Origin of the sequence: Methylophaga thalassica MP (assembly GCF_000214595.1) — a bacterium.
GTDB lineage: Bacteria > Pseudomonadota > Gammaproteobacteria > Nitrosococcales > Methylophagaceae > Methylophaga > Methylophaga thalassica.
The window spans coordinates 264,839-291,566 of record NZ_AFIG01000001.1 but is presented as its reverse complement, the minus strand read 5'-3'; the positions used below and the strand labels follow the sequence as shown (position 1 = coordinate 291,566).

The window sequence follows — 26,728 nt, the reverse complement described above, 5'->3', positions numbered from 1 at the left end:
GGCTATTGCATAAACCAAATATATGCCTATGTATTTGGAATTTTAGCCAATGAGTTTATTAAGAAGAATTCTTAGCAATCCTGTTTCTAAACAGTCACTATATGATACACAAGTGATGGAAGTCCCTGTTGAAGAGGTGGCTTTTAGTGAAGATGAAAAACGGTTCTACCGAGCTTTGCAGTTAGTCAGCTCCCAAACATCCCAATTATCACGCCAGATTTTTCGTGCTTTGGAAGTACAAGACAACTTTTTATCTGAAATCAGTCAGCGAACAAGCAAGCTCGATGCTGAACTGAATATGGCAAATGATTATCTAAACAGCTCAAATTCAACGGTAGGTGCTTTACAGTCACAAATTGATGTTGAAGTAAAAGAGGTAAACACCTCGGTTAGTGAAGCGATGGAGCAGATCAGTCAGACGCTTGCCGAAAAATCTCATAATGTTACCGACGTGTTAGACGGTATTTTAGAAATCGGAAAAGGCGTTAATTTGCTAGCCTTAAACGCAGCGATTGAAGCTGCCAGGGCGGGAGAACATGGCAGGGGGTTTGCGGTTGTGGCCGATGAAGTAAGACGACTTGCTTCTGTGACCATGGAACAGGCTCAGCAAGCAGCTAAACAGCTTGATTTCACAGTGGTCAACGATGAATTACAAAATATCAGCCAGACCAATAAGCAACGGCTCGACAATTTCGTCGAGGTCATACAAGCTGCTACGGCACAATTAACGCAGCTATTCCAATCGATCAGTGATCAACTCCGACTTGTCATGAATAACACGGCCGTCATTTTTGAAACGCTGGATTTAAGCTCGGGTTCCATGGAGCGTATAAAGGGTAAAAACCGCATCATTAATGATGTTGTGGAAGAGATGAGTTCTGGTTTGGATGAGATCGATATTCAGAATGCCAATATCGACAAAGCGATAGGGGCTTTTGATAATACCTTAAAAAAATTGTATCTGGTGCCTGATGCCGCCCACGATCAGCTGGATGATATTTTGAATCGTGGAAAATTACGCGTTGCTGTTGAACCCAATTTTGTTGGTTTATCTTTTCGCGAGAAATTAGGCGGACCACTTGAGGGCTTGGATATAGATTATGCTAAAGCATTTGCTAGTTATCTCGGGGTAGAGTGCGAATTTATCGAAGCACCGTGGGACATGTGCACCGAATTACTCACAGCAGGTAAGAAATTTGGTGAACCGCCGGCAGATATTGTTATTAGTGCATTGCCGCCATCAGCCGAGTACGACAATGTGGCTTATTCAGAAGCCTATACTTATCTTCACTGGGTGTTAGCAAGAAGAAAAGGGGATAAGCGAATCAATGGTGTTAATGACTTAGACGGTAAAGTATTAGGCATCATTAATGACCCGGCGGCATTCGATTTATTAGAGCATAGAGGAGTGCGTTGGAGCAGTAATGAAAATAAACCTGATGGAAAGGTGATGTTGGAGAATTTAATCGCTTATTCCGATCAGTCCAGAATACATCACTGTCTTGCTGATGGTGTTGTAGATGCGTTTGGCGTCGATCTGCCAATTTATCACTGGGCCAGTAAAAACCCGGCCAGTCCATGGTATAACAAGATTGAAATTATTCCTGGCAATATTGCGGAACAGCCTTATTACTATACGATGGCAGTTAATGCCTGGGCATCAAGCTATCGTTTACTGGCAAAAGCCAATGAGTTTATTACTTGGTTCAAAACACAAAGTGAGCGTACAGCCATTGAAAAAAGATGGCAGGGTGAGCCCGTGGCTGGGAATATCAGTTATCGTGATGAAGCTGGCAATCTGATGGGTGAAGAAGAACTGAAAAAACTTTATCTGGCACATTGTGAGAAATTTAAACTGTCCCCGAAAGGACTGGCTTTACCAACGAGACTAACACAGGAAGTTGCCTAGAGAATGGATCAATCTGAGTACAGATTAAGATATAGCTAGGATAGCCGATGATCTAAGTTGAGAACTTAGTTCCAATAGTCAGGATTCTGTATCCTGACATGAGTAGTGAATATCGTATTGAAGTCGATAATTGTCGTTGACCCGGCTAAGTATACGTCTATATAATGCCATGATTTGCTTAACGCAAAGACTAAATCCAAGTGGAAAAAATGGAACAGTTAACTAGATTGCAACCACTCAAACGTGTTGTGTGGTGGCAGGTTGCCATGTGGGCACTAGTTGTACTTTTCGCCTCTTGGTCAAGTGGTTTTGAGAGCGCAATTGCGGCTGGTTTTGGCAGCATCATTGCAATCATCAATACGCTCTTGATGATTTGGCATATCCTGCGAGCAGTGGAGACTGCAAGAGCAGATGCCGAGAGAAATTTAAGTAGAGCATACAGATGTGTAGCTGAACGCTGGCTGAATACGATTGTAATGTTTACCACTGGCATTATTTTGTTAGAGATGAATATTGTAGCGTTGATGCTTGGCTTTACAGCGACACAGATGATGTTGTTTATGGGACATACTAACCGGGCTTGAAACCGACATGGCTAGTGAAACAATTACTACATCAGAATACATCAAGCATCACCTTCAAAATCTGACGTTTGGTCAGAAACAAGTACAAATTGAGCCTGGCGTTTGGGCTCCGAACGGCGACTGGGGCTTTGCTACCTCGGCAGAAGAAGCCGCTAAAATGGGATTCTGGGCAATTAACGTCGATACGATGTTTATGTCTCTCCTATTAGGCGCTCTGATGATGTGGTTCTTCCGCAGCGCTGCTAAAAAAGCTTCTGCTGGTATCCCTACCGGCATGCAAAACTTTGCTGAAATGATTATCGACTTCATCGATGACACTGTGAGAGGGTCTTTCTCCGGTGGTAAAAATAACCTTGTAGCTCCTCTTGCACTCACCATCTTCGTCTGGATATTCCTGATGAACTTAATGGACTTACTGCCTGTTGATTTGATTCCAATGGCGGTGGCTCAAGGTGCTGCAGCAATGTTTGGTGCGGATCCGCATCATGTGTTCTTCAAAATCGTACCTTCAACTGATCCAAATGCCACATTAGGCATGGCGTTATTAGTCTTTGCCTTAATGCTGTTCTACAGCTTTAAGATTAAGGGTACAGGTGGTTTCCTGGGTGAATTAGCCTTCCAGCCTTTTGGTAAATGGGCGTTGCCAATTAACTTGATTCTGGAAACCGTTACATTATTGTCAAAACCATTCTCGTTAGGTTTACGACTGTTCGGCAATATGTATGCCGGTGAAATGGTATTCATCCTGATTGCGACTATGTATAGCGCAGGTATTGTGATGGGATCTTTTGCTGGTCTGTTACAGATCGGCTGGGCGATTTTCCATATTCTGATTATCACGTTACAGGCATTTATCTTTATGGTGCTGACAACGGTTTATCTGGATATGGCACATCAAGAACATCATTGATGTTTGTTGGGTTTTTAACTTTTTGTTTTTAGTCTTTACTTTTTGTAGGAGAAAAAAATGGATATGGGTTTAGTTTATATTGCTGGTGCTTTAATGATCGGCTTGGGCGCACTGGGTGCGGCTATTGGTGTTGGTTTATTAGGTGGTCGTTTCTTAGAAGCTGCTGCTCGCCAACCTGAATTAGTTCCAATGTTACGTACACAGTTCTTCCTGGTTGCTGGTCTGGTTGACGCGGTACCTATGATTGCTGTTGGTTTGGCTATGTACGTTCTGTTCGCAGTGGCTGGTTAAGATTATAACTTCCCATTAGCGATAAATTAGAGGTACAGGCATGAATATCAATGCAACCATCATAGGCCAGATGATCGCTTTTGCGATCTTCATTGCCTTCTGCATGAAGTATGTATGGCCACCTATCATGCAAGCGCTTGAAGAGCGTAAAAAGAAAATTGCTGACGGTCTGGCAGCTGCAGAGCGTGGTAGACATGAGCAAGAGTTGGCTGAAAAACGTGCACAGCAAGTGATCCACGAAGCGAAAGAGCAAGCGAATGAAATCGTTGCTCAAGCAACTAAACGTGGTAATCAAATCGTGGACGAGTCAAAAGACAATGCCCGTGTTGAAGGTGAGCGAATCCTGACGGCGGCGAAAGCTGAGATTGAACAGGAAGCAAACCGTGCTCGTGACGAGTTGAAGTCACAAGTTGGCAGTATTGCGCTGGCTGGTGCCAGTAAAATTGTCGGCCGTGAAATTGATGAAAAGGCACACACCGATTTGCTTGACGAATTGGTTAGCCAAATCTAGAGGAATGTTAGGATGGCAGAAGCAATAACCATCGCTCGTCCCTATGCCAACGCGGTATTTTCTATCGCGCAGGAAAAAGGCGAGTTGAAGGCGTGGTCTGACCTGCTTGCGGTTTTAGCACAATGTGTTTTAGAACCAGAAATGCAATCCATTATCACTAGCCCTGCAGTAAGTGACGAGCAGGCTGTTGATTTGTTGGCAGAGATTGCTGGCGATGCAATGACAGCCGATGCACGCAACTTTCTGTTGTTGTTGGCAGAAAATAACCGTCTGTTATTACTGACAGATATTACCGTTCTCTTCGAAGCATTACGTGAAGAAGCTGAAAAATTAATGACCGCTGATGTAATTTCAGCACGTCCTTTGACGGAAGAGCAGGCCGCTAAAATTTCTGCCGCTCTGAAAGCACGTCTAGGCCGTGACATTACATTAAACACAACCATTGATGAAAGCTTACTGGGTGGTGCAATTATTCGAGCAGGCGATATGGTAATCGACGGTTCTGCCGTGGGTAAACTGAACAGACTGGCCAACGCTATTACATAAGCGGCCCGTTTATAGAGGAAACAGAGATGCAACTGAATTCAGCAGAAATCAGTGACCTGATCAAAAAGCGTATCGAAAGCTTTGAAGGGGCCACTGAAGCGCGTACAGAAGGTACCGTAGTCGGTGTTACCGACGGTATCGTTCGTATTCATGGCTTAGCAGATGTGATGTCAGGGGAAATGCTTGAATTCCCAGGTAACACGTTTGGTATGGCCCTTAACCTTGAGCGTGACTCAGTAGGTGCCGTTATTCTGGGTGCTTACCAACACATTTCAGAAGGCGACAAAGTTAAATGTACTGGTCGTATTCTTGAAGTACCAACAGGCGAAGCACTGTTAGGTCGTGTTGTTGACTCACTAGGTAAACCAATTGATGGTAAAGGTGATATCAACGCAGAAAGCTCTTCTCCAATTGAGAAAGTAGCGCCTGGCGTTATCGCTCGTCAATCGGTTGATCAACCCATCCAAACTGGTTTGAAATCAGTTGACTCTATGATTCCAGTCGGTCGTGGCCAGCGTGAGCTGATTATCGGTGACCGTCAAACTGGTAAAACAGCGATTGCTATCGACACCATCATCAACCAAAAAGGTACAGGCGTTAAATGTATCTACGTGGCTGTTGGTCAAAAAGCGTCTTCTATTGCTAACGTTGTTCGTAAATTAGAAGAACACGGTGCCTTAGATCACACCATCATCGTTGCTGCCTCTGCATCAGACTCTGCTGCGTTGCAATTTATTGCACCTTATGCCGGTTGCTCGATGGGTGAGTACTTCCGTGATAAAGGTGAAGATGCTCTGATCATTTATGATGACTTAACTAAACAAGCATGGGCATACCGTCAGGTATCTCTGTTGTTACGTCGTCCACCTGGTCGTGAAGCTTATCCTGGTGACGTTTTCTACCTTCACTCACGCCTGTTAGAACGTGCTGCTCGTGTTAACGCAGACTACGTTGAAAAAGAAACTAACGGTGCTGTTAAAGGTAAAACAGGTTCATTAACTGCATTGCCTATCATCGAAACACAAGCGGGTGACGTATCTGCGTTCGTACCGACTAACGTTATTTCGATTACTGACGGTCAGATCTTCCTTGAAACTGACTTGTTCAACTCAGGTATCCGTCCTGCGATTAACGCGGGTCTGTCGGTATCTCGTGTTGGTGGTGCAGCTCAGACTAAAATCATCAAGAAGCTGGGTGGCGGTATCCGTCTTGACTTAGCTCAGTATCGTGAATTGGCAGCGTTTGCTCAGTTCGCATCTGATCTTGATGAAGCAACACGTTCACAAATCAATCGTGGTCAACGTGTTACTGAACTGATGAAACAGAAACAATATCAACCTCTGTCAGTGGCTGAAATGGCGGTATCGCTGTTCGCAGCTAACGAAGGTTTCCTGGATGACGTTGAAGTGAATAAAGTTGGCGATTTCGAAGCTGCTTTATTAGCTAATATGCATTCAAACCAAGCTGACTTGATGGCAACTATTAACGAAACCGGTAACTTTAATGACGATATTGCAGCGCAAATGAAAACTGCAATTGAGAGCTTTAAAAAAACTGGTAGCTGGTAATCGGAGCATAAGTCATGGCTAGCGGTAAAGAGATACGGACTCAAATTGGCAGCATCAAAAATACGCAGAAAATTACTTCTGCAATGGAGATGGTTGCTGCGAGTAAAATGCGTAAGGCTCAAGATCGCATGGCAGCGACACGTCCCTATGCAGACAAGATTTACAACGTTATTCAGCATTTAGCGTTTGCACATCCAGAGTACAAACATCCGTACTTACAGGACCGTGCAGAAACGAAACGTGTTGGATATATTGTGGTTTCGTCTGATCGCGGGCTATGTGGCGGTCTGAATAACAACCTGTTTAAATCCGTTTTGAAAGATATCAAAGCGAAGTTAGATGCAGGTATGGAAGTCGATGTCTGTGCTATTGGCCAGAAAGCATCGACGTTCTTTAAAAGACTGCCCGTCAACCTTGTCAGTCAGAAAGTGCAATTAGGTGATGCGCCACAAGCGCATGAGCTGATTGGTACTGTTAAGGTAATGCTGGATGCTTATAACGAAGGCCAGATCGACAGCCTGTATTTTGTATACAATGAGTTCGTGAACACCATGACTCAGGACAACAAAATTGTACGGTTGTTACCGGCCAAGCCTGAGAAGCCGAGCGAAGAGCTTTCCCATCACTGGGATTACATTTACGAACCTGATGCAAAAGATGTACTTGACGACCTGCTCGTTCGTTACATCGAATCATTAGTTTACCAAGGTGTTGTCGAGAATATTGCCTGTGAGCAAGCCTCTCGAATGATCGCAATGAAAAATGCGAGCGACAATGCAGGTGATCTTATTGATGACTTGCAATTGGTTTACAACAAAGCTCGACAAGCTGCGATTACGCAAGAGATCTCCGAGATTGTTGCAGGTGCCGCTGCGGTATAACTGATATAGAAGATATTAAGAGGAAGCGAGATGAGCTCTGGAAAGATTGTTCAAATTATCGGCGCGGTCGTCGACGTGGAATTCCCACGTGACAGCCTGCCTAAAGTATATGACGCCCTCCTGGTTGAAGAAGCTGGCTTAACGCTGGAAGTTCAACAACAACTAGGTGACGGTGTTGTTCGCGCAATTGCCATGGGTACAACAGATGGTCTGAAGCGTGATTTAGCAGTTTCCAACACAGGTAAAGCGATTAGCGTACCGGTTGGTAAAAAAACATTAGGTCGTATCATGGACGTCTTAGGTAATCCTATTGACGAAAAAGGCGACATCGGTGAAGAAGAGCGTTGGGGTATCCATCGTAAAGCACCGTCATTTGACGAATTAGCAGCCAGTAATGAATTACTGGAAACAGGTATCAAAGTTATCGACCTGGTTTGCCCATTCGCTAAAGGTGGTAAAGTTGGTCTGTTCGGTGGTGCCGGTGTAGGTAAAACCGTTAACATGATGGAACTGATTCGTAACATCGCGATCGAGCACAGCGGTTACTCAGTATTCGCGGGTGTAGGTGAACGTACTCGTGAAGGTAACGACTTCTATCATGAAATGACAGATTCAAACGTTATCGACAAAGTATCACTGGTTTACGGTCAGATGAATGAGCCACCTGGTAACCGTCTGCGTGTTGCGTTGACTGGTCTGACGATGGCGGAATTTTTCCGTGATGAAGGCCGTGACGTACTGTTCTTCGTTGATAACATCTACCGTTACACATTGGCCGGTACTGAAGTATCAGCGTTGTTAGGTCGTATGCCTTCTGCGGTAGGTTACCAACCAACACTGGCTGAAGAAATGGGTGTTCTGCAAGAACGTATTACGTCAACTAAGACAGGTTCTATCACTTCTATCCAAGCGGTATACGTACCTGCGGATGACTTGACTGACCCATCACCAGCAACGACCTTCGCTCACTTAGACGCGACTGTTGTATTGTCACGTTCAATTGCTGAATTAGGTATCTACCCAGCAATCGATCCGTTAGATTCAACTTCACGTCAGCTAGATCCATTAGTGGTGGGTAACGAACACTATAACGTGGCTCGTGGCGTTCAAGGTACATTGCAACGTTATAAAGAACTGAAAGACATCATCGCGATTCTGGGTATGGACGAACTGTCAGAAGAAGATAAATTGACAGTAGCACGTGCTCGTAAGATTCAGCGTTTCTTGTCACAACCGTTCTTCGTAGCAGAAGTCTTTACTGGTGCACCTGGTAAATACGTCTCTCTGAAAGACACGATTGCTGGCTTCCAAGGCATTCTGAATGGCGACTACGATTCACTACCAGAACAAGCGTTCTACATGGTAGGTAGCATCGAAGAAGCTGTCGAGAAAGCTAAGAAGTACTAATCCCCTGGGAGGTAAACATGGCTATGACTATCCATGTTGATATCGTAAGCGCAGAGAAACAGATCTTTTCAGGTCTGGCACAAGCTGTCTTTGCATCAGCTGTGTTGGGTGAAGTGGGTATTTACCCACGTCACACACCTATGCTGACTCGCCTTAAACCAGGTGAAGTTCGTGTCTTAAAAGACAACGGCGAAGAAGAGCAGTACTACGTTTCTGGCGGCATGCTGGAAGTTCAACCACACGTTGTAACTGTGTTGGCTGACTCCGCATTACGTGCGGCTGACGTTGATGAAGCCGCTGCATTACAAGCGAAAGCTGATGCAGAAAAAGCCATCAATGACGGCTCAGCGAAACGTGACTTTGCAGAAGCTCAGAAAGAACTGGCTGAAGCAATGGCGCAACTGCGTGCAATCGAACGATTGAGATCGAACAGTAAAGGACGTTAGTCTTTCACTGTAAAAAATAAAAAAGGCTGTCTTCGTGACGGCCTTTTTTTTATCTATTGTCTGCTAAACTTAACCCCATTATCACCAATATGGAACACCCTATGAGCCTGAGCATTATCATCCTCGCTGCCGGTAAAGGCACTCGCATGAAATCGGCTAAACCGAAAGTCATGCACACACTCGCTAACAAACCTTTACTCCAACATGTGATTGATACCGCCAAACAACTCAATCCCAGCCAACTTGCTGTGGTCTGTGGCAGTGGTGCAGATGACGTCGTGCCTTATCTGCAGCAACAAGGTATTGATACCGCTATGCAGCTAGAGCAAAAGGGAACAGGCCATGCTGTTGAGCAGGCCAAAGCCTTTTATCAGGAGAGTGACCAAGTCCTGGTGTTATATGGTGATGTACCTCTCATTGAAAAAGACACCCTTGAGGCACTAATTCATGAAGGTGATGCTAATACACTCAAAGTGTTGACCACGGTATTGGATGATCCAACAGGATACGGCCGCATCGTGCGTGATGTCACCGGACGTATGCTGATGATCACCGAAGAAAAAGACGCCAACGAAGAAACGCGTGAAATCAACGAAGTGAATACCGGCATTATGTGTATTCCAGCAAAATGGTTAAACGGGGCTTTATCTCAACTCGATAACAATAACGCTCAAGGCGAATATTACCTTACCGACCTGATTGCTAAAGCGGTAGAACAAGGCATGGAGATCGACTCCATCACCTGTGAAGACGAGCAGGAAGTGGCTGGTGTAAACAACCGTGTACAACTGGCCGAACTGGAAAGTTATTACCAGCAGAAAAAAGCCACAGAACTAATGATGGCAGGTGTCACCATGCGTGATCCCGCTCGTGTTGATATTCGTGGTGAACTGACGGTTGGACAAGATATTACCGTTGATGTGAATGTGATTTTCGAAGGCAATAATACGCTGGCAAATGATGTCACTATCGGCGCCAACTGCATCATCATCAACAGCATCATTCATGAAGGGGCTGAAATTCTGCCTAATAGCATTATTGAGAATGCCGAAGTGGGGGCTAACTGTTCGGTAGGTCCTTATGCCCGTTTACGTCCGGGTAGCCGTTTAGCTGCTAAAGCCAAAGTCGGCAACTTTGTTGAAATTAAAAACGCTAATATCGGATTAGGTTCTAAAATCAATCATTTAAGTTATATTGGTGATACCGATATGGGCGCCGATGTGAATATCGGTGCCGGTACCATTACTTGTAATTATGATGGAGCAAATAAACACCGTACAGTGATTGGGGATCGGGTGTTTGTGGGGTCGGATACGCAGTTGGTAGCGCCTGTTGTTGTTGAGGATGGGGCGACTATTGGGGCTGGGTCTACGATTCGGAAGGATGCTCCTTCGGAGGCTTTAACTTTGACGGTGTCTAAGCAGAAGACGGTTAGTGGGTGGCAGAGGCCGGTGAAGAAGAAATCATAATGATTACTAAACATATACGAACATGGAAAGGCTTTCTAAAAGCTATAGATGAAGTTCGTAGTATTTATTCGAAGACAATAAAAGAACTAGATAACGGAAAAAGATACGAACGTAATAATCTTATTTTGTTTCGAGGTCAGGCAAACACTAACTGGAAGTTAGAAACAACTCTCGAAAGAGCCACGAAAAAACAGTTTCATGTATTTGATTATGTTTTTGGTGCTATTCAGCAGTCACATGAAATAGAAGCATTTACAGAAAAAAATTGGAAGTTGCCGACTCATGAAGAACTCCAAAAAGACCTAAATGACAATATTGATCATTTTAAAGTAGATATACCAGCATATGAGTATCTGGTATATCTAAGACATCATGGTTACCCATCGCCTCTTTTAGATTGGTCAGAATCACCATTCATTGCGGCATACTTTGCATTGATTGAACGATGTACTGAGCCAGCAGCAATATATTGTTATATAGAGAGGCCGCATGGTGTAAAGGGTGGATTGGGAAGTAAACCAAAAATAACGTTACAAGGCCCATTTGTTAGAACTCATAAAAGGCATTTCGCTCAAAAGGCTTGGTATACAGTCGCAACGCAATGGGATTATGAGAGAGAAAGACATTATTTTTGCTCTCATGAATCAGTTTTTGATAATCAAACTCAGCGACCGAGCATTATTGAACAGGATGTACTGATTAAGATCGTTATTCCTGGCAGTTTGAGGAGTGAAATGTTAAAGAATCTAAATGATTTTAATATTAATCACTTTACACTCTTTCAAAGTGAAGAGTCTTTGATCAAGACTCTCGCAGATAAAAGGTTTCTTCAAAAGTAATCTTCCTCAAAGTTAAATATTTAGCACGGTAGGTTGGGTTGAGGAACGAAACCCAACGGGTAGTTTCTTGATTTAAAATCACATGCTGCCGCAGGGCGTTCATTTCTTTTGTTTGCCCAAAAGAAACGAACCAAAGAAAAAGGCACCCGATATTGCCTTATCTCTAAAAATTCACTGTATTTTATGGCGTGGACACCAACTCGCTACGCTCAAACACGTGTCCACTTAATCCATAAAATACAGCGAATTTTCAGCGGCAATAGACGGGACGAAAAGCGATCCCTATTTCCCCGTTTGTGCTGACGAGTAGCGCAGCTTTGTCTGGGTAACGGCTGGTTAGTGTTTGATTCGTGGCATCCATGCCACTCACCCTTTGGGCGCCTTCGGCGTCCAAATTTGTTCCAGACAAATTTGTGAGCGAAGCGAGTTTTAGCCGACCGCCTGAATCAATGTTATGACGAGTGGAGCCGCAGGCCAGCACTGTGGGGTGCCCTAGGGTTGTTAGGGAAATGGGCATGCACAAAATCTTCGGGAACGATTTTGAATTGCGAAGCAACCTGCTTGCAGTTGAGTCACAGGGAATGGCGAATATTTCCCTGACTCGCCATCAAGGCGAAATAATGACAGCATTAACTCGCGTAGGTTGGGTTGAACCTGAGAAACCCAACAAATCCTGTGTCTTGATCTATGTTGGGTTTCGTTCCTCAACCCAACCTACATAAAAGAGCAATTATGGTCAGGTTATGCATCTAAAAAAACACGATACTGTCTCTCGAATTGGGGAGGCCGGTAAAGCATGAGTGTGTATGCAAACAGAATGATAAAGGTGTGTGATTATATTCAGTCACATCTTGATGATGATTTATCTCTTGATAAGCTCAGTCAGGTTACATATTTCTCTAGGTATCACTTTCACCGTCAGTTTGCTGATTTTGTGGGCATTAATGTCGCTAAATACATTCAGATTTCACGATTAAAGCGTGCGGCTTATCAGTTAGTGTTTGAGCCCAAGTTACGTGTGATTGATATCGCCTTACAAGCCGGTTTTGAAAGTCCAGAATCATTTTCGCGTGCATTCAAAAACTACTGCCAGCAGAGTCCTTCTCAATTCAAACAAATGCCCAAGTGGGACATTTGGAATGAACTGATTAAATTAACCAGAATTGAGAGGCAAATGATGATGAATGTTGAAGTGGTAGAGTTTGTGGAAATAAAAGTAGCAGTATTGGAGCACCGTGGTTCTCCTAATCTGCTGAATGAGTCGATTAAAACGTTTATTGATTGGCGTAAGCAGAGTGGTTTATCACCGGTAAAGACCAGTGACACATATGGTGTGCCATATAACGATCCCAATGTTGTCAGTGCTGATGAATTTGAGTTTGACCTTTGTGGTTCTGTACTGGCTGATATTCCAGAAAATGAACAAGGTCTAATAACAAAAACGATTCCGGCTGGGCGATGTGCCAGAGTCAGACATTTGGGATCACGGGATGATATTGATACACCGATTTATTATCTCTATGGTCAGTGGTTACCGGAAACAGATGAAGAGCTACGTGATTTCCCAGTGTTTTTTCACTATATCAATATGTTCCCAGAAGTAGATGAGCATGAGTTGATTACGGATATTTATTTACCTTTGAAATAAAGGCATTTTTAACGGTAATAGACGGGGAGAAAAATCGAATCTTCTTCCCCGTTCATGCCCCTTGTAGGTGGGGAAGAGGTACGAAACCCAACATATATCAAGACGCAGGGTTTGTTGGGTTTCATAGGTTCAACCCAACCTACTTTTTAAGTCATTCTATTTATTGGTTGGCGTATAAATCGGACTGGGAAAGTGAGTCACTTTGCCATCAAATTCGGTGATCTTGGCTAAACCTTTTTTTGTCACCGAATCAATTCTTAATACCGCATGCATGGGAATATAGGTACGAGTCACATCAGCAAATTCGTCTTTGAGTTTTTCGTGGCTGGGATCTAATACTACCGAGGTGTGGGTATCCCACACGAAGTCACCTATCTCGATAAAACCAAATAAACCGCCTTGGCTGAGTTCGCGTGCGTAGAGTTCGTAACGTTGGCCGGCTTGAATAAATTCGACACGATATAAGAGTTCTTGTTTGCTCATGGTTTCTTCGTTTAGCTTTGTGGCTATTATTTACTGATATTAGTGGAAAGTGTTTGTTTCAGTTGGGTGAGAGTTAAATGGGGTTAATGATGAGGTTTTCAAGTGTGGTTGGGGAAACCTAATAAGGCTCTAATTGTGAGCGGCGATCAATAGTAAGAAGGGGAGTTTTTCAAATCCCCGTTTGTGCTGACGAGTAGCGGAGGTTTATCTGGATCATGATTGGTTAGTGTCTGACCGAAGGGAGTTTTGACCAATCACCAGATAAAGCGAGCAACGCAGTGGAGCCTTAGGCCAGCACGGTGGGGTGCCCTAGGGTTGTTAGGGAAATGGGCACGCATTTCCCTGACTCGCCACTAAGACGAAACTAATGGCTTTTAGACTTAAGATAAACCTCAATATTTAGAGTCAGTGTAAAAATTATTAGAACCTTCATCTTATTCAACTTCACACGCTGCCGCGGGGCGTTCATTTATTTTGCATGCCCAAAATAAACGAACCAAACAAAAGGGCGCCCGATATTGCCTTTAATCCAAAAATTAAACTTGATTGATGTCGTGGTGGACAACTCCTTTCGGTCAAACACTCGACCACTCAATCCATCAACCAAGCTCAATTTTTGGCGGCAATAACACGGGAAGGTTGGGAGCTTTTCAAATCCCCGTTTGTGCTGATGAGGAATGACATTTATTCAGGTCTGAGGGAGGCTAGTGTTTGAGCGAAGCGAGTTTTAGCCGACCGCCTGAATCAATGTTATGACGAGTGTAGCCGCAGGCCAGCACGGTGGGGTGCCCTAGGGTTGTTAGGGAAATGGGCAAACATTTCCCTGACTCGCCATCAAGGCGAAACTAATGGCTTATAAATCTAAAACAATCCTTCTTATATTGATGATGTTTTACTTTCTTTCACACGCTGCCGCTGGGGCGTTCATTTTTTGCGTGGCCAAAAAACGAACCAAAAAAGGCCAGCCCAAAGCTTGCCCTATCGGGTTCCCTGCGCTTCTCAATCAGTTTGGAACACGACGAAAACTCGCTGCGCTCAGACACTCGTCGTGTTTGATCCAAACTGATTTCCGATGCTCGGCTGCGCAAAGGGCACCTCAATACTTTCCAGACTCGATATTGTTCCCAAAATCCCCCGTTTGTGCTGACGAGTAGCGGAGGTTTATCTGGATCATGATTGGTCAGTGTCTGACCGAAGGGAGTTTTGACCAATCACCAGATAAAGTGAGCAACGCAGTGGAGCCGCAGGCCAGCACGGTGGGGTACCCTAGGGTGGTTAGGGAAATGGGCACGCATTTCCCTGACTCGTCATTAATACGAAACTAATGGCTTTAGAGCTAAGATAAATCTTCGTGTATTGATGATCGTTTACTTTCTTTCAGGCGCTGCCGCTGGGGCGTTCATTTTTTGCGTGGCCAAAAAACGAACCAAAAAAGGCCAGCCCAAAGCTTGCCCTATCGGGTTCCCTGCGCTTCTCAATCAGTTTGGAATACGACGAAAACTCGCTGCGCTCAGACACTCGTCGTGTTTGATCCAAACTGATTTCCGATGCTCGGCTGCGCAAAGGGCACTTCGATTCTCTCAGCAAAAGCTTATTTTTAAACTACCTGTTTTCGCTGATAAAAAGAACATAGCTTCAAATTAGAAACTTACTCAATCTGCCGAGAATTACTCCGCTTCTGCCAGTGTCATGGCTTGTAGATAATTTTCCAGTCCCATTTTTTCAATCAGGCCAAGTTGTTGCTCTAACCAGTGGGTATGATCCAGCTCGGTATCTTCTAGCTGTTGTTTGAGCATTTTACGAGTCTCAAAGTCTTTTTCGGTTTCACATAAGGCAATACCATCACGCAGGTTTTTAACGACGGCGTATTCCAAGTCGAGGTCATTTTGCAGCATCTCTTTTACGGTATGACCAACATGAAGTGGCTCGCGGTGAGTCAGGTCGGGCATGCCTTCAAGAAACAGGATACGTTTGATCATTTGATCGGCGTGTTCGGTTTCATCCTGCATTTCATGGGCGATGCGGTTATAGAGGCGAGTCAGGCCCCAGTCTTCATACATGCGTGAATGAATGAAGTATTGATCCATAGCCGTCAGTTCGCCTGCGAGTAGAGTATTGAGTAACTCAATAACTTTTGGGCTGCCTTTCATGTGTCGATCCTATGTTGTTTTCTATTGAGCACGCTGTTGCGTGAATTCAACCATTGTAATAAAGCTGACGCTATTTTGCTGAGTGAATCGTCTGATTTAGATCAATGCATTTACATAATCTATAAATAATAATGGTTCTTGTTAACGTTCCCTTAACCTTGCCTCGTTTATATTCGCGCGATTGATTTAACGATGATTGAGTTTTATGAAAAAGATTAAATACGCCTTACTGATAATTTTGTTGGTGCCCACAGGGTTGTGGTTATTGGCTGATACCTTATTACCTGATCCCTTCAGCTATTTTTCTTTTCGCAGGGTATTTGTTCAATATAGCGGTGTAATTGCCATCACGGTCATGAGTGTGGCCATGTTGCTTGCTCTCAGGCCGAAATGGATTGAGCCGTATTTTAATGGTCTGGATAAAATGTACCGCCTGCACAAATGGTTGGGGATTAGTGCATTAGTGTTTGCGGTATCGCATTGGTGGTTCGCAAAAGGTACCAAGTGGATGGTCGGCTGGGGTTGGCTTGAACGACCAGAGCGTCGACCTCGAGGAAATGGTCCGGACTTGGGTTTTTGGGAAGGGTTATTTCGTTCACAGCGAGGGCTGGCGGAAACCATTGGTGAGTGGGCTTTTTACGCGGCTGCATTGCTGATCGTTTTAGCATTAATTAAGCGCTTCCCTTATCGCTGGTTTGCTAAAACACATACATTGTTGGCTGCCACGTATTTATTGTTTGTCTTTCATGCCATTATTTTGCTCAATTTCGATTACTGGTCTCAACCGATTGGTTGGTTAACGGCGGTATTGCTGGCAAGTGGAACATTTTCTGCGATATGGGTGTTATTGGGTCGGGTTGGAGCCAAACGTAAAGTTAACGGTGAGATCACTTCTCTTGAACATCATGAAGATATGCGTTTGATGGAAGTAACGGTGAAAATGGATGAAGGGTGGCCTGGGCATAAAGCAGGGCAGTTTGCCTTTGCAATGTCGGATAAAAAAGAAGGGCCGCATCCTTATACCATTGCTTCTGCCTGGGATCCTGATACCCGATTGATACGATTTGTTATCAAAGCTTTGGGTGATCACACCAGTCGCTTGAGTGAACGTTTAACTATTGGCATGCCGATCACCATGGAAGGGCCGTATGGTGAGTTTGATTTTAATGATGAACAGCAACGTCAAATCTGGGTGGGAGCTGGTATTGGCATGACGCCGTTTATTGCCCGCATGAAACGACTGGCAGACCAGCCTGACGGTAAAGTTATCGATTTCTTTCATCCTACGATGCATATCAACGATACCATCAAAGACAAGCTATCAGCTGATGTAGAAGCGTCAAAGGTGAACTTACATTTACTGATTGATGAAAAAGATGGCTTACTGGATGCCGAGCGTATCCGTGAAACGGTGCCTGATTGGCGTATTGCCAGCATCTGGTTTTGTGGACCGCCGGCATTGGGTGAGGCTATCCGTAAAGACTTTATCAAACATGGTTTTCGACCAGAGCAGTTTCACCAGGAGTTATTCAAACTGCGATAGATAAGTCATCGGCATTCCGCATGCATTACGTTACAATGCTCCTCTCGCCCGCCTTAATACAAGCAATGAGGAGTATGCATGCTTCGTCTGTACAAAATCGCACAAGGTCTGATCAAAGAAATCCCTGTGGAAGGAGATATTTCTGCTGCGCAATTACGAGAGGCTGATTGGATTGATGCGCTTGAACCGGACGATGATGAACGTGCTTTGCTTGGCACATTGTTTAGTGATGAAGTGCCGGATGTGGATGATGTTGAAGAAATCGAAGCTTCAGCCCGCTGTTTTACCGATCAGGATGGCCTGCATGTGCATTCTTTATTTCTGGGGTATTCAGAAGGGCGACATCACACGGTTTCTGTTGCCTTCATTTTGCAGGAAGATCGGCTGGTGGCGATTCGTGATGGTGAGCTGAGTGACTTCCGTCTGTTACGGATGCGAGCGCGTCGCGGGCAAATTAGCTGTAAAACACCACGTGAGTTATTGATTACCCTGATGGAGCAGAAAGTCGAAAACCATGCCGATAATCTGGAAGATATTCATCGTGAATTGGAACGGGTCAGTCATTTAGTGCTGGAAGATGAAGCGGCCGATCTGGAAGACTGCATCAGCCAACTGGCCAGGCTGGAAGACAGTAATGGAAAGATTCGTCTGTGCTTGATGGATACCCAGCGTGATATTTCCTTCCTGCTCAGAAATCTACGCGAGGCGACAGAGTCACGCGAAACCTTGTATGAAATTTTACGCGACTTAGAGACCTTGATGTCTCATACCACCTTCCTGTTCGATAAAATCAACTTCCTGATGGACTCGACACAGGGCTTTATCAATATTCAACAAGCCCAGATTATTAAAATCTTCTCTATTGCGGCTGTGGTGTTTTTACCACCAACGCTGGTGGCCAGTATTTACGGCATGAACTTTCATGTGATGCCAGAGCTGGATTGGCACTATGGATATCCCATGGCGATTGGTCTGATGGTTGCTGCGGGTATGGCACCTTACCTGTATTTCAAACGTAAAGGTTGGTTGTAATTCATGCTAATAAAGACGCCCCTAATATCCCAGAGGCGTTGTGCGTTCGTAAAGCTAAGACTACTATCTCATTATCTTGCTGATAGGTAACTGCCATGTGTGTCTCGGTACAACCCTGAGCTAGTATTGAGGGCAATATGAGTGATTGAAAACTCTGATTTTTTTAAAACGGTTCTAGATTCATTGCCTGAGCAAATTGTGGTGCTCGACAGGCAGGGAGAGATTGTATTTTGTAATCAATACTGGAATACATTTGCTGAACAGAATGGCTCAGAAATCACCGACTGGGTAGGGTTGAACTACTTAGACGTTTGTAATACCTCAGGCCGAAATGGCGACAAGATGGGACAAGACGTCAGTAAGGGGATTTATTCTGTTCTTCATGGTGAGGAGCCGACGTTTTATTATGAATATCCTTGCCACAGCCCGACTGAAAAACGCTGGTTTATGTTACGTGTTGTCATGTTCCATTTTCAAAATGCGGACTTCTTACTACTCACACACCACAATATTACAGAGAGAAAACGCTCAGAAGATCTGGCGCGCTCATTATCTCGAACAGATGCGTTAACACAAATAGCCAATCGCCGATATTTCAATACCTTTCTGAAAACAGAGTGGCGTCGTTGTAGACGATCTCAAACACCTTTTACCCTAGCCATGGTGGACATTGACCATTTCAAATTACTTAACGATACCTATGGTCACCAAAAGGGAGATGATGTATTAGTCGAGTTTTCTGCCGTGTTGAGTGATTTTTGCCGAAGACCAGGTGATCTGTGCGCACGTTATGGCGGTGAGGAATTTGCATTGATATGGACAGATATCGAGCATACGGAAGCGGTAAAATTAGCAGAAGAATTGCTCATACAAATAGAGAGATTACAGATTGTAAATGAACACTCACCTACCAAGCCGATCTTAACTACCAGTATTGGCCTGGTCAGCCTACATCCCCAGGGAATGAATGAGCTAGAAATTTTAGCCAAAGCCGATGAGTTACTTTATGAGGCGAAACAGCAAGGCCGAAATAGATTAGTCGCTCATAAGCTCAATTAAAAAAAGAAAAAAGCAGAGCCCAGGCCCTGCTTTTTTATAAGACTACTTAACTTGTAACTGAGTGAATAAGGTATGTAAGTCCATAACATCCCAATGCTCTGCTAATTGACCATCTTCGACTCTGAAAATATCAATCGCATCAAACTTATACTTGGCATGTGTCGCTGCAATACCTAACCATTCATTATCATGTGTTCCAGAATATGTGCCGTATACCCAAACATACTCATCATTTGCAATGATGTTTTTTAACTCGTAGTTAAAGTCCGGAATAGCTGTGAACCAGTTACTGAAAAACGTTTTAAATCCTTCACTGCCCTGTGATACCGCTGCATTATGCTGAATATAATCTTTTTTCATGTATTTATTAAGGTTTGATAGATCTTTATTAACAAAAACCTCGCCAGCAAAATTGCTCAGTAAGGTTAAGTTTGCTTTAGTTGCTGTGTCAGCCATGGCACTTGCTCCATTAAAAAGTAAGGTTGTTAGTATGAGAATGTGTAAGAAATAGCGTTGCATAATGATGTCCTCTTAGTTGCTTTTCATTGACAGGACAAATATTATGTTTGACAGTATCTTTCCGCAAGAAGGCACTTTATAGTTGTATACATACAAAAAAGTAACTAATTAAGAGAAACAATGGTTTATGATTGAATGGAATGTTTATAATCAACACTGCCCGACCCGTTTAGTACTCGATCGTATTGCTGATAAGTGGACAGTGCTCACTGTTGGTGCACTTGCTGAAGAAACAAAACGCTTTGGTGAGTTACGGCGCGAACTGGACGGTATTTCTCAGAAAATGCTGACCCAGACATTACGTGGACTTGAGCGAGATGGTTTGGTGAGTCGTCAGGTATATCCGACAGTGCCTCCGAAAGTGGAATATTCATTAACCTCACTTGGAAAAACGTTGATTGAATTGCTGGAGGGCATAAGAAATTGGTCGGAAGGCAATATCGAGCATGTTATCGAAGCCCAGCAAGCCTATGATGAACAAGCCACTCAGTAATCGATTTGAGTAGTCTATTTTCAGCTTTAGAGCAGAACCCAGCGCGACAATGAAGGAAAACAATGTACACCGATAATGATCTGGAACAAGCGGTAGAGAAAGGAATATTTACTGCTTCAGCTGTTGAACAATTCCGCGTAGATGCACTGCAACGGCGTAATACCCACTTTGCAGATGAAGAAGATTTCAAACTAGTGTCGAGTTTTAACGATATCTTTGTATTGATGGCCTGTGCTTTATTATTGCTGTCGACGGGCTGGGTCTTACAAGGCATTAGTGCGCCATTAGCTGCGGTGGTGGTGGCGGTGTTGTCTTGGGGATTGGCTGAGTTTTTTGTATTAAAACGAAAAATGGCGCTGCCCGGCATCTTTTTGTTAGTGAGCTTTGTCGGCAGTATATTTGCTGCCGTTGTTTTAGCACTGGGATTACCCTCAGAGAATGGTTTTATGCTGGCGGGCTCGATTGCCGCTATTGCAGCATGGTGTCATTGGAAGCGGTTTAAAGTGCCGATAACGGTCGCTGCTGGCACAGCATCCGCAGTTGTCTTTATCGTCTCGCTATTGGTTTCTCTTTTCCCGATATTGAAGAATTATTTAAGCTGGTTAATGTTCGGCGGTGGCCTGGTGGTATTTATGGTGGCTATGAAATGGGACTCGGCAGATTTAAAACGCGTGACCGGTAAATCCGATGTCGCCTTTTGGTTACATCTGACCGCGGCCCCACTGATTGTTCATCCGATATTCTCTACTTTGGGTATTTTTGATGGTCAACACAGCACTGCTACTCTGGCATTGATTATGGGCTTATATATTTTGCTGACATTGGTGTCATTGGTGATCGATCGCCGGGCATTTATGGTATCTGCGTTAGTCTATGTGCTGGTGGCATTAACGAAACTATTAGATACCTATGGTCTGGCCGGCGACAGTTTTGCTTATGTCGGTGTTTTTATTGGTTTTTCTTTATTACTTTTATCTGGTTTTTGGCACAAAGTCCGTTACCAGCTAGTGATACGTTTACCTGCGAGCTGGCAGGCTAAAGTGCCAGTGATTCAATGAAAAAGTTTCTGCTGTTTGTAGCTGTTTTTCTACTCTTCCAGCAGTGGCCTACGATAAAAGATGTCCTTTATCCGCCTAAAGATTACTCTTATTTACCCGCCACTTATGTGACGATGTATTCCACAGAATGGTGTGGTTACTGTGCAAAAATGCGTGCATTTATGGCACGAAGAAATATTGCTTATGATGATCTGGATATTGAAAAGTCAGCACAAGCCAAACGTAGTTTTGAAGCGCTAGGTGGGAGAGGCGTACCACTATTAGTAGTGAATAAGCATGTAATCCGCAGCTATAACCCCGATCTTGTTTTAAAGTATCTGGACGCCATCCCTGCCAAGTCTGCCGACATAAACTGAAGAGGGTTGGCACTGAGATTGCAAATTTGTCATTGAACTCCAGGACGAGGACATAAAATGACCATTTCAAGCCAATCATCACGAGATGTAACGGCAAATATTGCCACCTTATCAGATAAGTCGGTTGCCCTAATGCATCAACGAAAAATGTCGGATGATGCCGTAGAAACCTTCCAGAGTATTCTGCAAAAAGTGCAGCAGACCAATGATCCGAAAGCGGCATTGAGAAGTTTATCTGCTGATGAACTGGATATAGTCAGGCAGGCTCATAGCTTGGCTGAGCCTATTAACATTTCGGTGTTATCTGATGAAGGGGCGGCTAATCTATTGACTGCTCCCGGCCATACACGAGATTTAAATAATGACGGCCTAACCACAATTGGTGAGGGTAATATGCTTACTTTCCCTCCGGACAATGCCCCCGCTTCATTTAAAGCCGCTTGGGAAGAAGCCTCTGATGGGCTATCAATTATGGACATTCCAACTCACATGATTTTTGCCGTAGGGTTAGCAAATATTGGCCGTGAACCAAGTGACCCTAATTGGGTTAACCCTTATGCCAGCCCCGACTATGATTATGGTGCGGCGGTTTCAGAGATTATTGAGAGTGTGGAGTATCAATATAACCACAGTATGATTTCATTTGAGCAGTATCAAAAGAATATGAGCTTTTATAACAAGTTAACGGATGCCATGGCATAGTGAATAGAACTGACGGCTGTTTGAAACCATAAAAAACGGCAGGCACGCTTCCTTTTTTCGGAGGGAGCCTGCCTGCCGTTTTGATTAGTTTATCTCGTTTTCACCCAAGACTTTTTAAAATTCCAGTCGTGCTGAGATGTAGGCGGTTCTGGGAGCACCAACATTGATGCGATATGGGCTGCCTAAGTTTGCCGGGTAATAGGTTTTATCGGTGAGGTTCTTGATGCCTGCCTGTAAGCGTAACTGCTTGTCTTTACCCATCGGAATGTAATACCAGGCTGCAGTATCGAGGATGGTATAGCTCGGTATTTTAAAGCTGTTTTCATCATCACCATAACGAGCTCCGACGTATTCTGCACCTAAGCCTAAACCGAAACTTTTTAATATGCCTTGTTGAAACTCATAAGAGCCCCAAACTCGGGCTTTGTTTTGAGGAATACCGTATGGGCTATTACCCTCTAACGTTTTTGTATCATCATTATCGTTGATAATTTCACTATCCATATGAGTATAAGAGGCGAGAATATTCAGACCAGGTATAAATTGCATGGTCGTGGTTAATTCGACGCCTTTGGTTTCTTCTTCCCCGTTGAGTCTGGCTTGCAGGTTCTCGAATGTCATTACGTTTTCACGTGTTAATTGATACAGCGAAGCCGTAACTCGCACTTTGTCATCCAAAAAGCTCGATTTAATACCCACTTCATATTGCGTGGCTTCTTCCGGTGCCATGCTATTTTCACCACTGATCTGACCTGCGGTGACATCAGGGTAGTTAGGGGTAAATGACTCAGACCAGGAACCATATACAGAAAAGGCATCGGTGAGATGGTATAACAGGCCTACTTGACCACTCACATTATGATTATCGCCTTTGATATTTACTGCTAAAGGATCATCGAGTTTAGTGAAGAGTAGGTTGGTGCCTTGTTGGTAATAAATTTTGTCATTACGTTCAATTTCAAACCGATCATAACGAAGCCCTGCTAGTAGATTCAGGCGGTCAGTCAAATAAGCCAGGTTTTGAATAGACAGTCCGTACTCGGTATATTCCGCATCATTTTTACTGACGCTAGTCTGTGATTGTTTAGTATAGGCTGGGTTATTTGAGCTATAGATATCAATCACATCAAGATAGGGTGCATACAGGCTACCGGATATATTTTGCATGGCAAACCCATCAGTATGACGGATATTGCGTTTGTGCAGGTTTGCACCGATATAAAGTGTATTATCAATATCGCCAAAACGATAATCACCGGTCAGACTATTAGAAATAAAGAAGTCATCTTCTGTGACATTCAGATTGGAATCAGCCGTACGAATCAGCAGGCCGTTTGCTTGTACAGCCGAGCCATTAGCGGAAGTTCTAATTGCAGATAGATTACTTATATCAACTGGCCCAGTACCTAAAGTCCAGCTATCATTCAGTCCACGTAATGGTCGTGCCTGGTAATCATCAAACTTTTTCTGGTAATAACCCAGCTTTAATTGGTTTTTCCAGCCATTATCAAACTCATGGTCAAAATCAAACTGAATTTGTTTTTCTGTGCTGTCACGCTCATCAAACTGACTTCCCAGTCGTCGCTCTTCTGGAAGATTCGCAATGTGCAATTCACCACTGGCATCGGCGACGGCAACCGTGCCACGGTCAATCGGTAATGTTTGATCAACGTGTAATAAACTCAAGGTAAAGGTATTGTTTGCATCCGGGGTATAACTAAATGAAGGTGCGATAGTCAGGCCTCTGATATCCGCACGATGATCTCCGGTTACAGTTTGTGTTTCACGGAAACTTTCTGAGTCTTCACCTGCCACAATCAAGCGATATTGGAGAACATCATTCAGTGGTCCGGTGCTGTCCATGGTCAGTTTACGGCGGCCATGTTCATCAAAATCAGCTTGAAGGCTGTTGCTTTTAATGGTTTGTGGCTTTTTAGTAATGATATTAATTAAACCACCGGGACTGACCTGACCATGCAAAACAGATGCAGGCCCGAGAATGGCTTCCACACGGTCAATGGTGGCTACATCGACGTTATGGCGGTTACTCACCGGGTTTCCATCAACAAATAGACGGTTATTGGTAAATCCACGAATATTGACCTGAGTCTCAACGCCACCAAAACCATGAGCACGAGTAATGCCCGCCACATTTTGTAACACATCATCCAGATGAGTGGCGTTTTGATCCAGAATAAGCTGCTCTGGTAACACCTGTACTGAACGAGGCAACTCATTCACGTCCGTATCAAAGCCAGTCGCAGAGCCGGCGATATCGAATTCATAACGATTAAGGTCCGTTCCCATAACAACAAGCGGGGCTAAATCATGTACAGCCTGTTCTTGTTGTTGCTGTTCAAGCAGCGTGACAGTGTTAGCATCAATAAAACGATAAGATAACTGTGTACCCGCAAGAAGCGCTTGCAAGGCTTGTTCAGCCGTATATTGACCATTAACCGGCGCACTTGTTTTGCTTTTTGTGAGAGCACCATCACTACTCAGGAAAATACCTGACTGAGCTGAAAAAAGGTTCAGGCTCTTACTTAAATTATCTGCCGGGATATTAAAATGAATTAATTTTGCTGGGGTTGTTTGTTGTTCGGCTACATCATCAGCTATAGCTGTTGAAGGCATAACAGAAGCAGATGCCAGCATGATGAGTAGCGGTAAAGCCTTGAGGCTTGATGATATGAAACGTTGTTTAGCAGACATAGTGTTCCTCTTTAAGGTTGTTATTAACAGAGGAAACGAATGAGTCTGAAAAAAGGGCAAATTTTTTAATAATTAATTTGCAGGCACTATACTGACCCACCATGGTGAGAGTGAGCGAACTTTTATGGGTAAAGAGGCTGTTAGCATCGATAAAACACGTGCCTGATCCTGGGTAGGAAAGCTGCCAACAACGGCTAAAGTGGCGACATCCGGGGAAACCCCAATATGACCACGATGGTATCGACCGAGCTGGTCGACGAGTTCAGCCAGCGTCATTTGATCAGCAACAATCACCCCTTTAATCCAGGCACTTTGCTGAATGTTCGCGTTTGATAGCCGAAGTTCACCGGTATCAGCGAAGGTAACTTGTTTGCCTGCAGCCAGAATGTGCTGCTGTGTTTTAGTCTTCACTGCAACGCGGCCTTCATAAACCGTTAATTGGGTTTCTGTTGCTTGTTGATAGACATTGAAACGTGTGCCAAGCGCCTGCATTTGACCTTGTTGGCTACTAACCCAAAAAGAACGCTGCTGACGATCCGGGGCTGTTTCTATCAGGATTTCACCTTGAACAAGTTCGATATGTCGTTGCTGCTGGTTATAGTCGATATTGATGGCAGTATCAGTATTGAGCCAAATATGACTACCATCGGCTAAAACAATGTCTTTTTGCTCGCCAATGCCAGTACGGAAATCGGCACGCATTGCCCGAGCCATAGAAGACAGCGGTGGATATTGCCAGCTGACTAAGCCGGTGCCACCCACTACAGCGGCAAATAACAGGCTGCGAAGCAGGGCACGTCTTCTAAGTGTATGCTGCTGTAATTTTGAGAGCGTGTTAGAAGTGTTATTTACTTGATTCTCTTGATGAATAATGGAAAAGCGTTGACTAATTTTTTCAACATAACGCCAAGCATGTTGATGAGCAGGATTTTCTGACAGCCATGCTTTCAAACGCTGGTGATCCTCTTCAGTGGCTTCTGCTGATTCCAGATGTGCAAACCAACTGGCAGCTTGTTCCAGTATGTCGAAGTCTGGTAATTCATTTTCAACGTTGAACTGGCTCATTTTAGTTTATTGGGTGGTTTCTAATTCAAGTTGAACACGTAAGCAAAGTGACATTGCCTTTGCCATATAATTTTTTACGGTTCGTTCTGAGATGCCCATTTCGGAAGAAATTTCGCGGTAGGTTTTGCCGTGCAACTGCGATAACAGAAAGGTCTGCATAATTTTTTCTGGCAGCCTGCTCAGCATGGAATCAAGTTCATATATCGTCTCAACGAGGATGGCCTGTTGTTCGGCAGATAAAGCATGATCTTCGGGCTGCGCGGCAAGGGTTTCCAACCAGGTTCTTTCCACTTCCTGGTGGCGCCAATGATCCACACATAAACCCTGAGCAACCCGACTCAGCCAAGCGCGAATACCTTCCTGACTATCGAACTCTTGGGGCTTGCGTAATAGCCGTAGAAAGGTGTCTTGTGCTAAATCAGCAGCCAATTCGTTACAGCCCATGCGCCGATATATCAATTGTCTCAGCCAGCTGAGATTATCTACATATAAATAGTCAATGGCAGAGCTTGGATGATTCATAGTGTCTTTCACCTGCGACTCAGAT

The 26,728-nt window shown here is 44.1% G+C and carries 27 protein-coding genes; 21 read left to right on the top strand and 6 right to left on the bottom strand.

Annotated features, from left to right (window positions below; genetic code table 11):
- Positions 1-49 precede the first annotated feature (49 nt).
- The 14 genes from MAMP_RS01345 to MAMP_RS01285 all read left to right on the top strand — a co-directional run bounded on the left by MAMP_RS01345 (position 50) and on the right by MAMP_RS01285 (position 13,009).
- A complete protein-coding gene (locus MAMP_RS01345) occupies positions 50-1,909 on the top strand; it encodes a methyl-accepting chemotaxis protein (protein ID WP_007144169.1) in 1,860 nt (619 codons plus the stop codon).
- 209 nt (positions 1,910-2,118) lie between these two features.
- On the top strand, positions 2,119-2,493 hold the full coding sequence (locus tag MAMP_RS01340; RefSeq protein WP_007144168.1) for an ATP synthase subunit I: 375 nt from the start codon (positions 2,119-2,121) through the stop codon (positions 2,491-2,493).
- A gap of 7 nt (positions 2,494-2,500) precedes the next feature.
- Complete coding sequence (gene atpB / locus MAMP_RS01335; protein WP_007144167.1) at positions 2,501-3,403, top strand: F0F1 ATP synthase subunit A; 903 nt, start codon at positions 2,501-2,503, stop codon at positions 3,401-3,403.
- Positions 3,404-3,460: 57 nt separating this feature from the next.
- Positions 3,461-3,694, top strand: a complete 234-nt coding sequence (gene atpE, locus MAMP_RS01330) for a F0F1 ATP synthase subunit C (protein ID WP_007144166.1) — start codon at positions 3,461-3,463, stop codon at positions 3,692-3,694.
- A gap of 40 nt (positions 3,695-3,734) precedes the next feature.
- The gene (locus MAMP_RS01325) at positions 3,735-4,205 is read left to right on the top strand and encodes a F0F1 ATP synthase subunit B (protein ID WP_007144165.1); all 471 of its coding nucleotides are present in this window, start codon (positions 3,735-3,737) and stop codon (positions 4,203-4,205) included.
- A 12-nt stretch (positions 4,206-4,217) separates the two neighbouring features.
- Positions 4,218-4,751 carry a F0F1 ATP synthase subunit delta gene (locus MAMP_RS01320; RefSeq protein ID WP_007144164.1) on the top strand — a complete coding sequence of 178 codons (534 nt, stop codon included), beginning with the start codon at positions 4,218-4,220 and terminating at the stop codon, positions 4,749-4,751.
- A gap of 26 nt (positions 4,752-4,777) precedes the next feature.
- Positions 4,778-6,319: a F0F1 ATP synthase subunit alpha gene (atpA, locus tag MAMP_RS01315; RefSeq protein WP_007144163.1), complete on the top strand. Its 1,542-nt coding sequence runs from the start codon at positions 4,778-4,780 to the stop codon at positions 6,317-6,319.
- Between the two features lie 14 nt (positions 6,320-6,333).
- On the top strand, positions 6,334-7,200 hold the full coding sequence (gene atpG / locus MAMP_RS01310) for a F0F1 ATP synthase subunit gamma (RefSeq protein ID WP_007144162.1): 867 nt from the start codon (positions 6,334-6,336) through the stop codon (positions 7,198-7,200).
- A gap of 30 nt (positions 7,201-7,230) precedes the next feature.
- Positions 7,231-8,607 carry a F0F1 ATP synthase subunit beta gene (atpD, locus tag MAMP_RS01305; protein ID WP_007144161.1) on the top strand — a complete coding sequence of 459 codons (1,377 nt, stop codon included), beginning with the start codon at positions 7,231-7,233 and terminating at the stop codon, positions 8,605-8,607.
- Between the two features lie 17 nt (positions 8,608-8,624).
- Positions 8,625-9,053 (top strand): F0F1 ATP synthase subunit epsilon, encoded by a 429-nt coding sequence (locus tag MAMP_RS01300; protein ID WP_007144160.1) that lies wholly within the window; start codon positions 8,625-8,627, stop codon positions 9,051-9,053.
- A 101-nt stretch (positions 9,054-9,154) separates the two neighbouring features.
- Entirely contained in the window at positions 9,155-10,522 is a 1,368-nt protein-coding gene (gene glmU / locus MAMP_RS01295) for a bifunctional UDP-N-acetylglucosamine diphosphorylase/glucosamine-1-phosphate N-acetyltransferase GlmU (protein ID WP_007144159.1), read from the top strand.
- On the top strand, positions 10,492-11,361 hold the full coding sequence (locus MAMP_RS01290) for an FRG domain-containing protein (protein ID WP_139031820.1): 870 nt from the start codon (positions 10,492-10,494) through the stop codon (positions 11,359-11,361). The genes glmU and MAMP_RS01290 overlap by 31 nt, the downstream gene beginning before the upstream one ends.
- A gap of 515 nt (positions 11,362-11,876) precedes the next feature.
- Positions 11,877-12,083, top strand: a complete 207-nt coding sequence (locus MAMP_RS16005) for a hypothetical protein (protein ID WP_139031819.1) — start codon at positions 11,877-11,879, stop codon at positions 12,081-12,083.
- A 74-nt stretch (positions 12,084-12,157) separates the two neighbouring features.
- Entirely contained in the window at positions 12,158-13,009 is an 852-nt protein-coding gene (locus MAMP_RS01285) for an AraC family transcriptional regulator (protein WP_007144155.1), read from the top strand.
- A gap of 156 nt (positions 13,010-13,165) precedes the next feature.
- Here the strand turns inward: MAMP_RS01285 and MAMP_RS01280 are convergent, their stop codons facing one another.
- Positions 13,166-13,492: a DUF1820 family protein gene (locus tag MAMP_RS01280; RefSeq protein ID WP_007144154.1), complete on the bottom strand. Its 327-nt coding sequence runs from the start codon at positions 13,490-13,492 to the stop codon at positions 13,166-13,168.
- 1,667 nt (positions 13,493-15,159) lie between these two features.
- The gene (gene bfr, locus MAMP_RS01265; protein ID WP_007144153.1) at positions 15,160-15,642 is read right to left on the bottom strand and encodes a bacterioferritin; all 483 of its coding nucleotides are present in this window, start codon (positions 15,640-15,642) and stop codon (positions 15,160-15,162) included.
- Between the two features lie 205 nt (positions 15,643-15,847).
- Here bfr and MAMP_RS01260 point away from each other — a divergent pair, with 205 nt between their 5' ends.
- From MAMP_RS01260 to MAMP_RS01250, 3 genes are all read left to right on the top strand, one after another.
- Positions 15,848-17,185 (top strand): ferredoxin reductase family protein, encoded by a 1,338-nt coding sequence (locus tag MAMP_RS01260; RefSeq protein WP_007144152.1) that lies wholly within the window; start codon positions 15,848-15,850, stop codon positions 17,183-17,185.
- Positions 17,186-17,263: 78 nt separating this feature from the next.
- Positions 17,264-18,217, top strand: coding sequence for a magnesium/cobalt transporter CorA (corA, locus tag MAMP_RS01255; protein ID WP_007144151.1), 954 nt, complete (start codon positions 17,264-17,266; stop codon positions 18,215-18,217).
- Between the two features lie 141 nt (positions 18,218-18,358).
- Positions 18,359-19,276: a sensor domain-containing diguanylate cyclase gene (locus tag MAMP_RS01250; protein WP_007144150.1), complete on the top strand. Its 918-nt coding sequence runs from the start codon at positions 18,359-18,361 to the stop codon at positions 19,274-19,276.
- Between the two features lie 42 nt (positions 19,277-19,318).
- On the opposite strand, the gene MAMP_RS01245 is transcribed toward MAMP_RS01250, so the two are convergent.
- Positions 19,319-19,732, bottom strand: a complete 414-nt coding sequence (locus MAMP_RS01245; protein ID WP_007144149.1) for an ester cyclase — start codon at positions 19,730-19,732, stop codon at positions 19,319-19,321.
- Positions 19,733-19,922: 190 nt separating this feature from the next.
- Between MAMP_RS01245 and MAMP_RS01240 the strand changes: the two genes are divergently transcribed.
- The 4 genes from MAMP_RS01240 to MAMP_RS15590 all read left to right on the top strand — a co-directional run bounded on the left by MAMP_RS01240 (position 19,923) and on the right by MAMP_RS15590 (position 22,404).
- Positions 19,923-20,288, top strand: a complete 366-nt coding sequence (locus MAMP_RS01240) for a winged helix-turn-helix transcriptional regulator (RefSeq protein WP_007144148.1) — start codon at positions 19,923-19,925, stop codon at positions 20,286-20,288.
- 62 nt (positions 20,289-20,350) lie between these two features.
- Positions 20,351-21,346, top strand: a complete 996-nt coding sequence (locus tag MAMP_RS01235; RefSeq protein WP_007144147.1) for a hypothetical protein — start codon at positions 20,351-20,353, stop codon at positions 21,344-21,346.
- Positions 21,343-21,702 carry a glutaredoxin family protein gene (locus MAMP_RS01230; protein ID WP_007144146.1) on the top strand — a complete coding sequence of 120 codons (360 nt, stop codon included), beginning with the start codon at positions 21,343-21,345 and terminating at the stop codon, positions 21,700-21,702. The genes MAMP_RS01235 and MAMP_RS01230 overlap by 4 nt, the downstream gene beginning before the upstream one ends.
- 57 nt (positions 21,703-21,759) lie before the next feature.
- Positions 21,760-22,404 carry a hypothetical protein gene (locus tag MAMP_RS15590; RefSeq protein ID WP_007144145.1) on the top strand — a complete coding sequence of 215 codons (645 nt, stop codon included), beginning with the start codon at positions 21,760-21,762 and terminating at the stop codon, positions 22,402-22,404.
- Between the two features lie 114 nt (positions 22,405-22,518).
- On the opposite strand, the gene MAMP_RS01220 is transcribed toward MAMP_RS15590, so the two are convergent.
- From MAMP_RS01220 to MAMP_RS01210, 3 genes are all read right to left on the bottom strand, one after another.
- Positions 22,519-25,116 (bottom strand): TonB-dependent siderophore receptor, encoded by a 2,598-nt coding sequence (locus MAMP_RS01220; protein WP_007144144.1) that lies wholly within the window; start codon positions 25,114-25,116, stop codon positions 22,519-22,521.
- A 72-nt stretch (positions 25,117-25,188) separates the two neighbouring features.
- A complete protein-coding gene (locus tag MAMP_RS01215) occupies positions 25,189-26,181 on the bottom strand; it encodes a FecR family protein (RefSeq protein ID WP_007144143.1) in 993 nt (330 codons plus the stop codon).
- A 6-nt stretch (positions 26,182-26,187) separates the two neighbouring features.
- On the bottom strand, positions 26,188-26,703 hold the full coding sequence (locus tag MAMP_RS01210; RefSeq protein ID WP_007144142.1) for a sigma-70 family RNA polymerase sigma factor: 516 nt from the start codon (positions 26,701-26,703) through the stop codon (positions 26,188-26,190).
- Between the last annotated feature and the right edge of the window lie 25 nt (positions 26,704-26,728).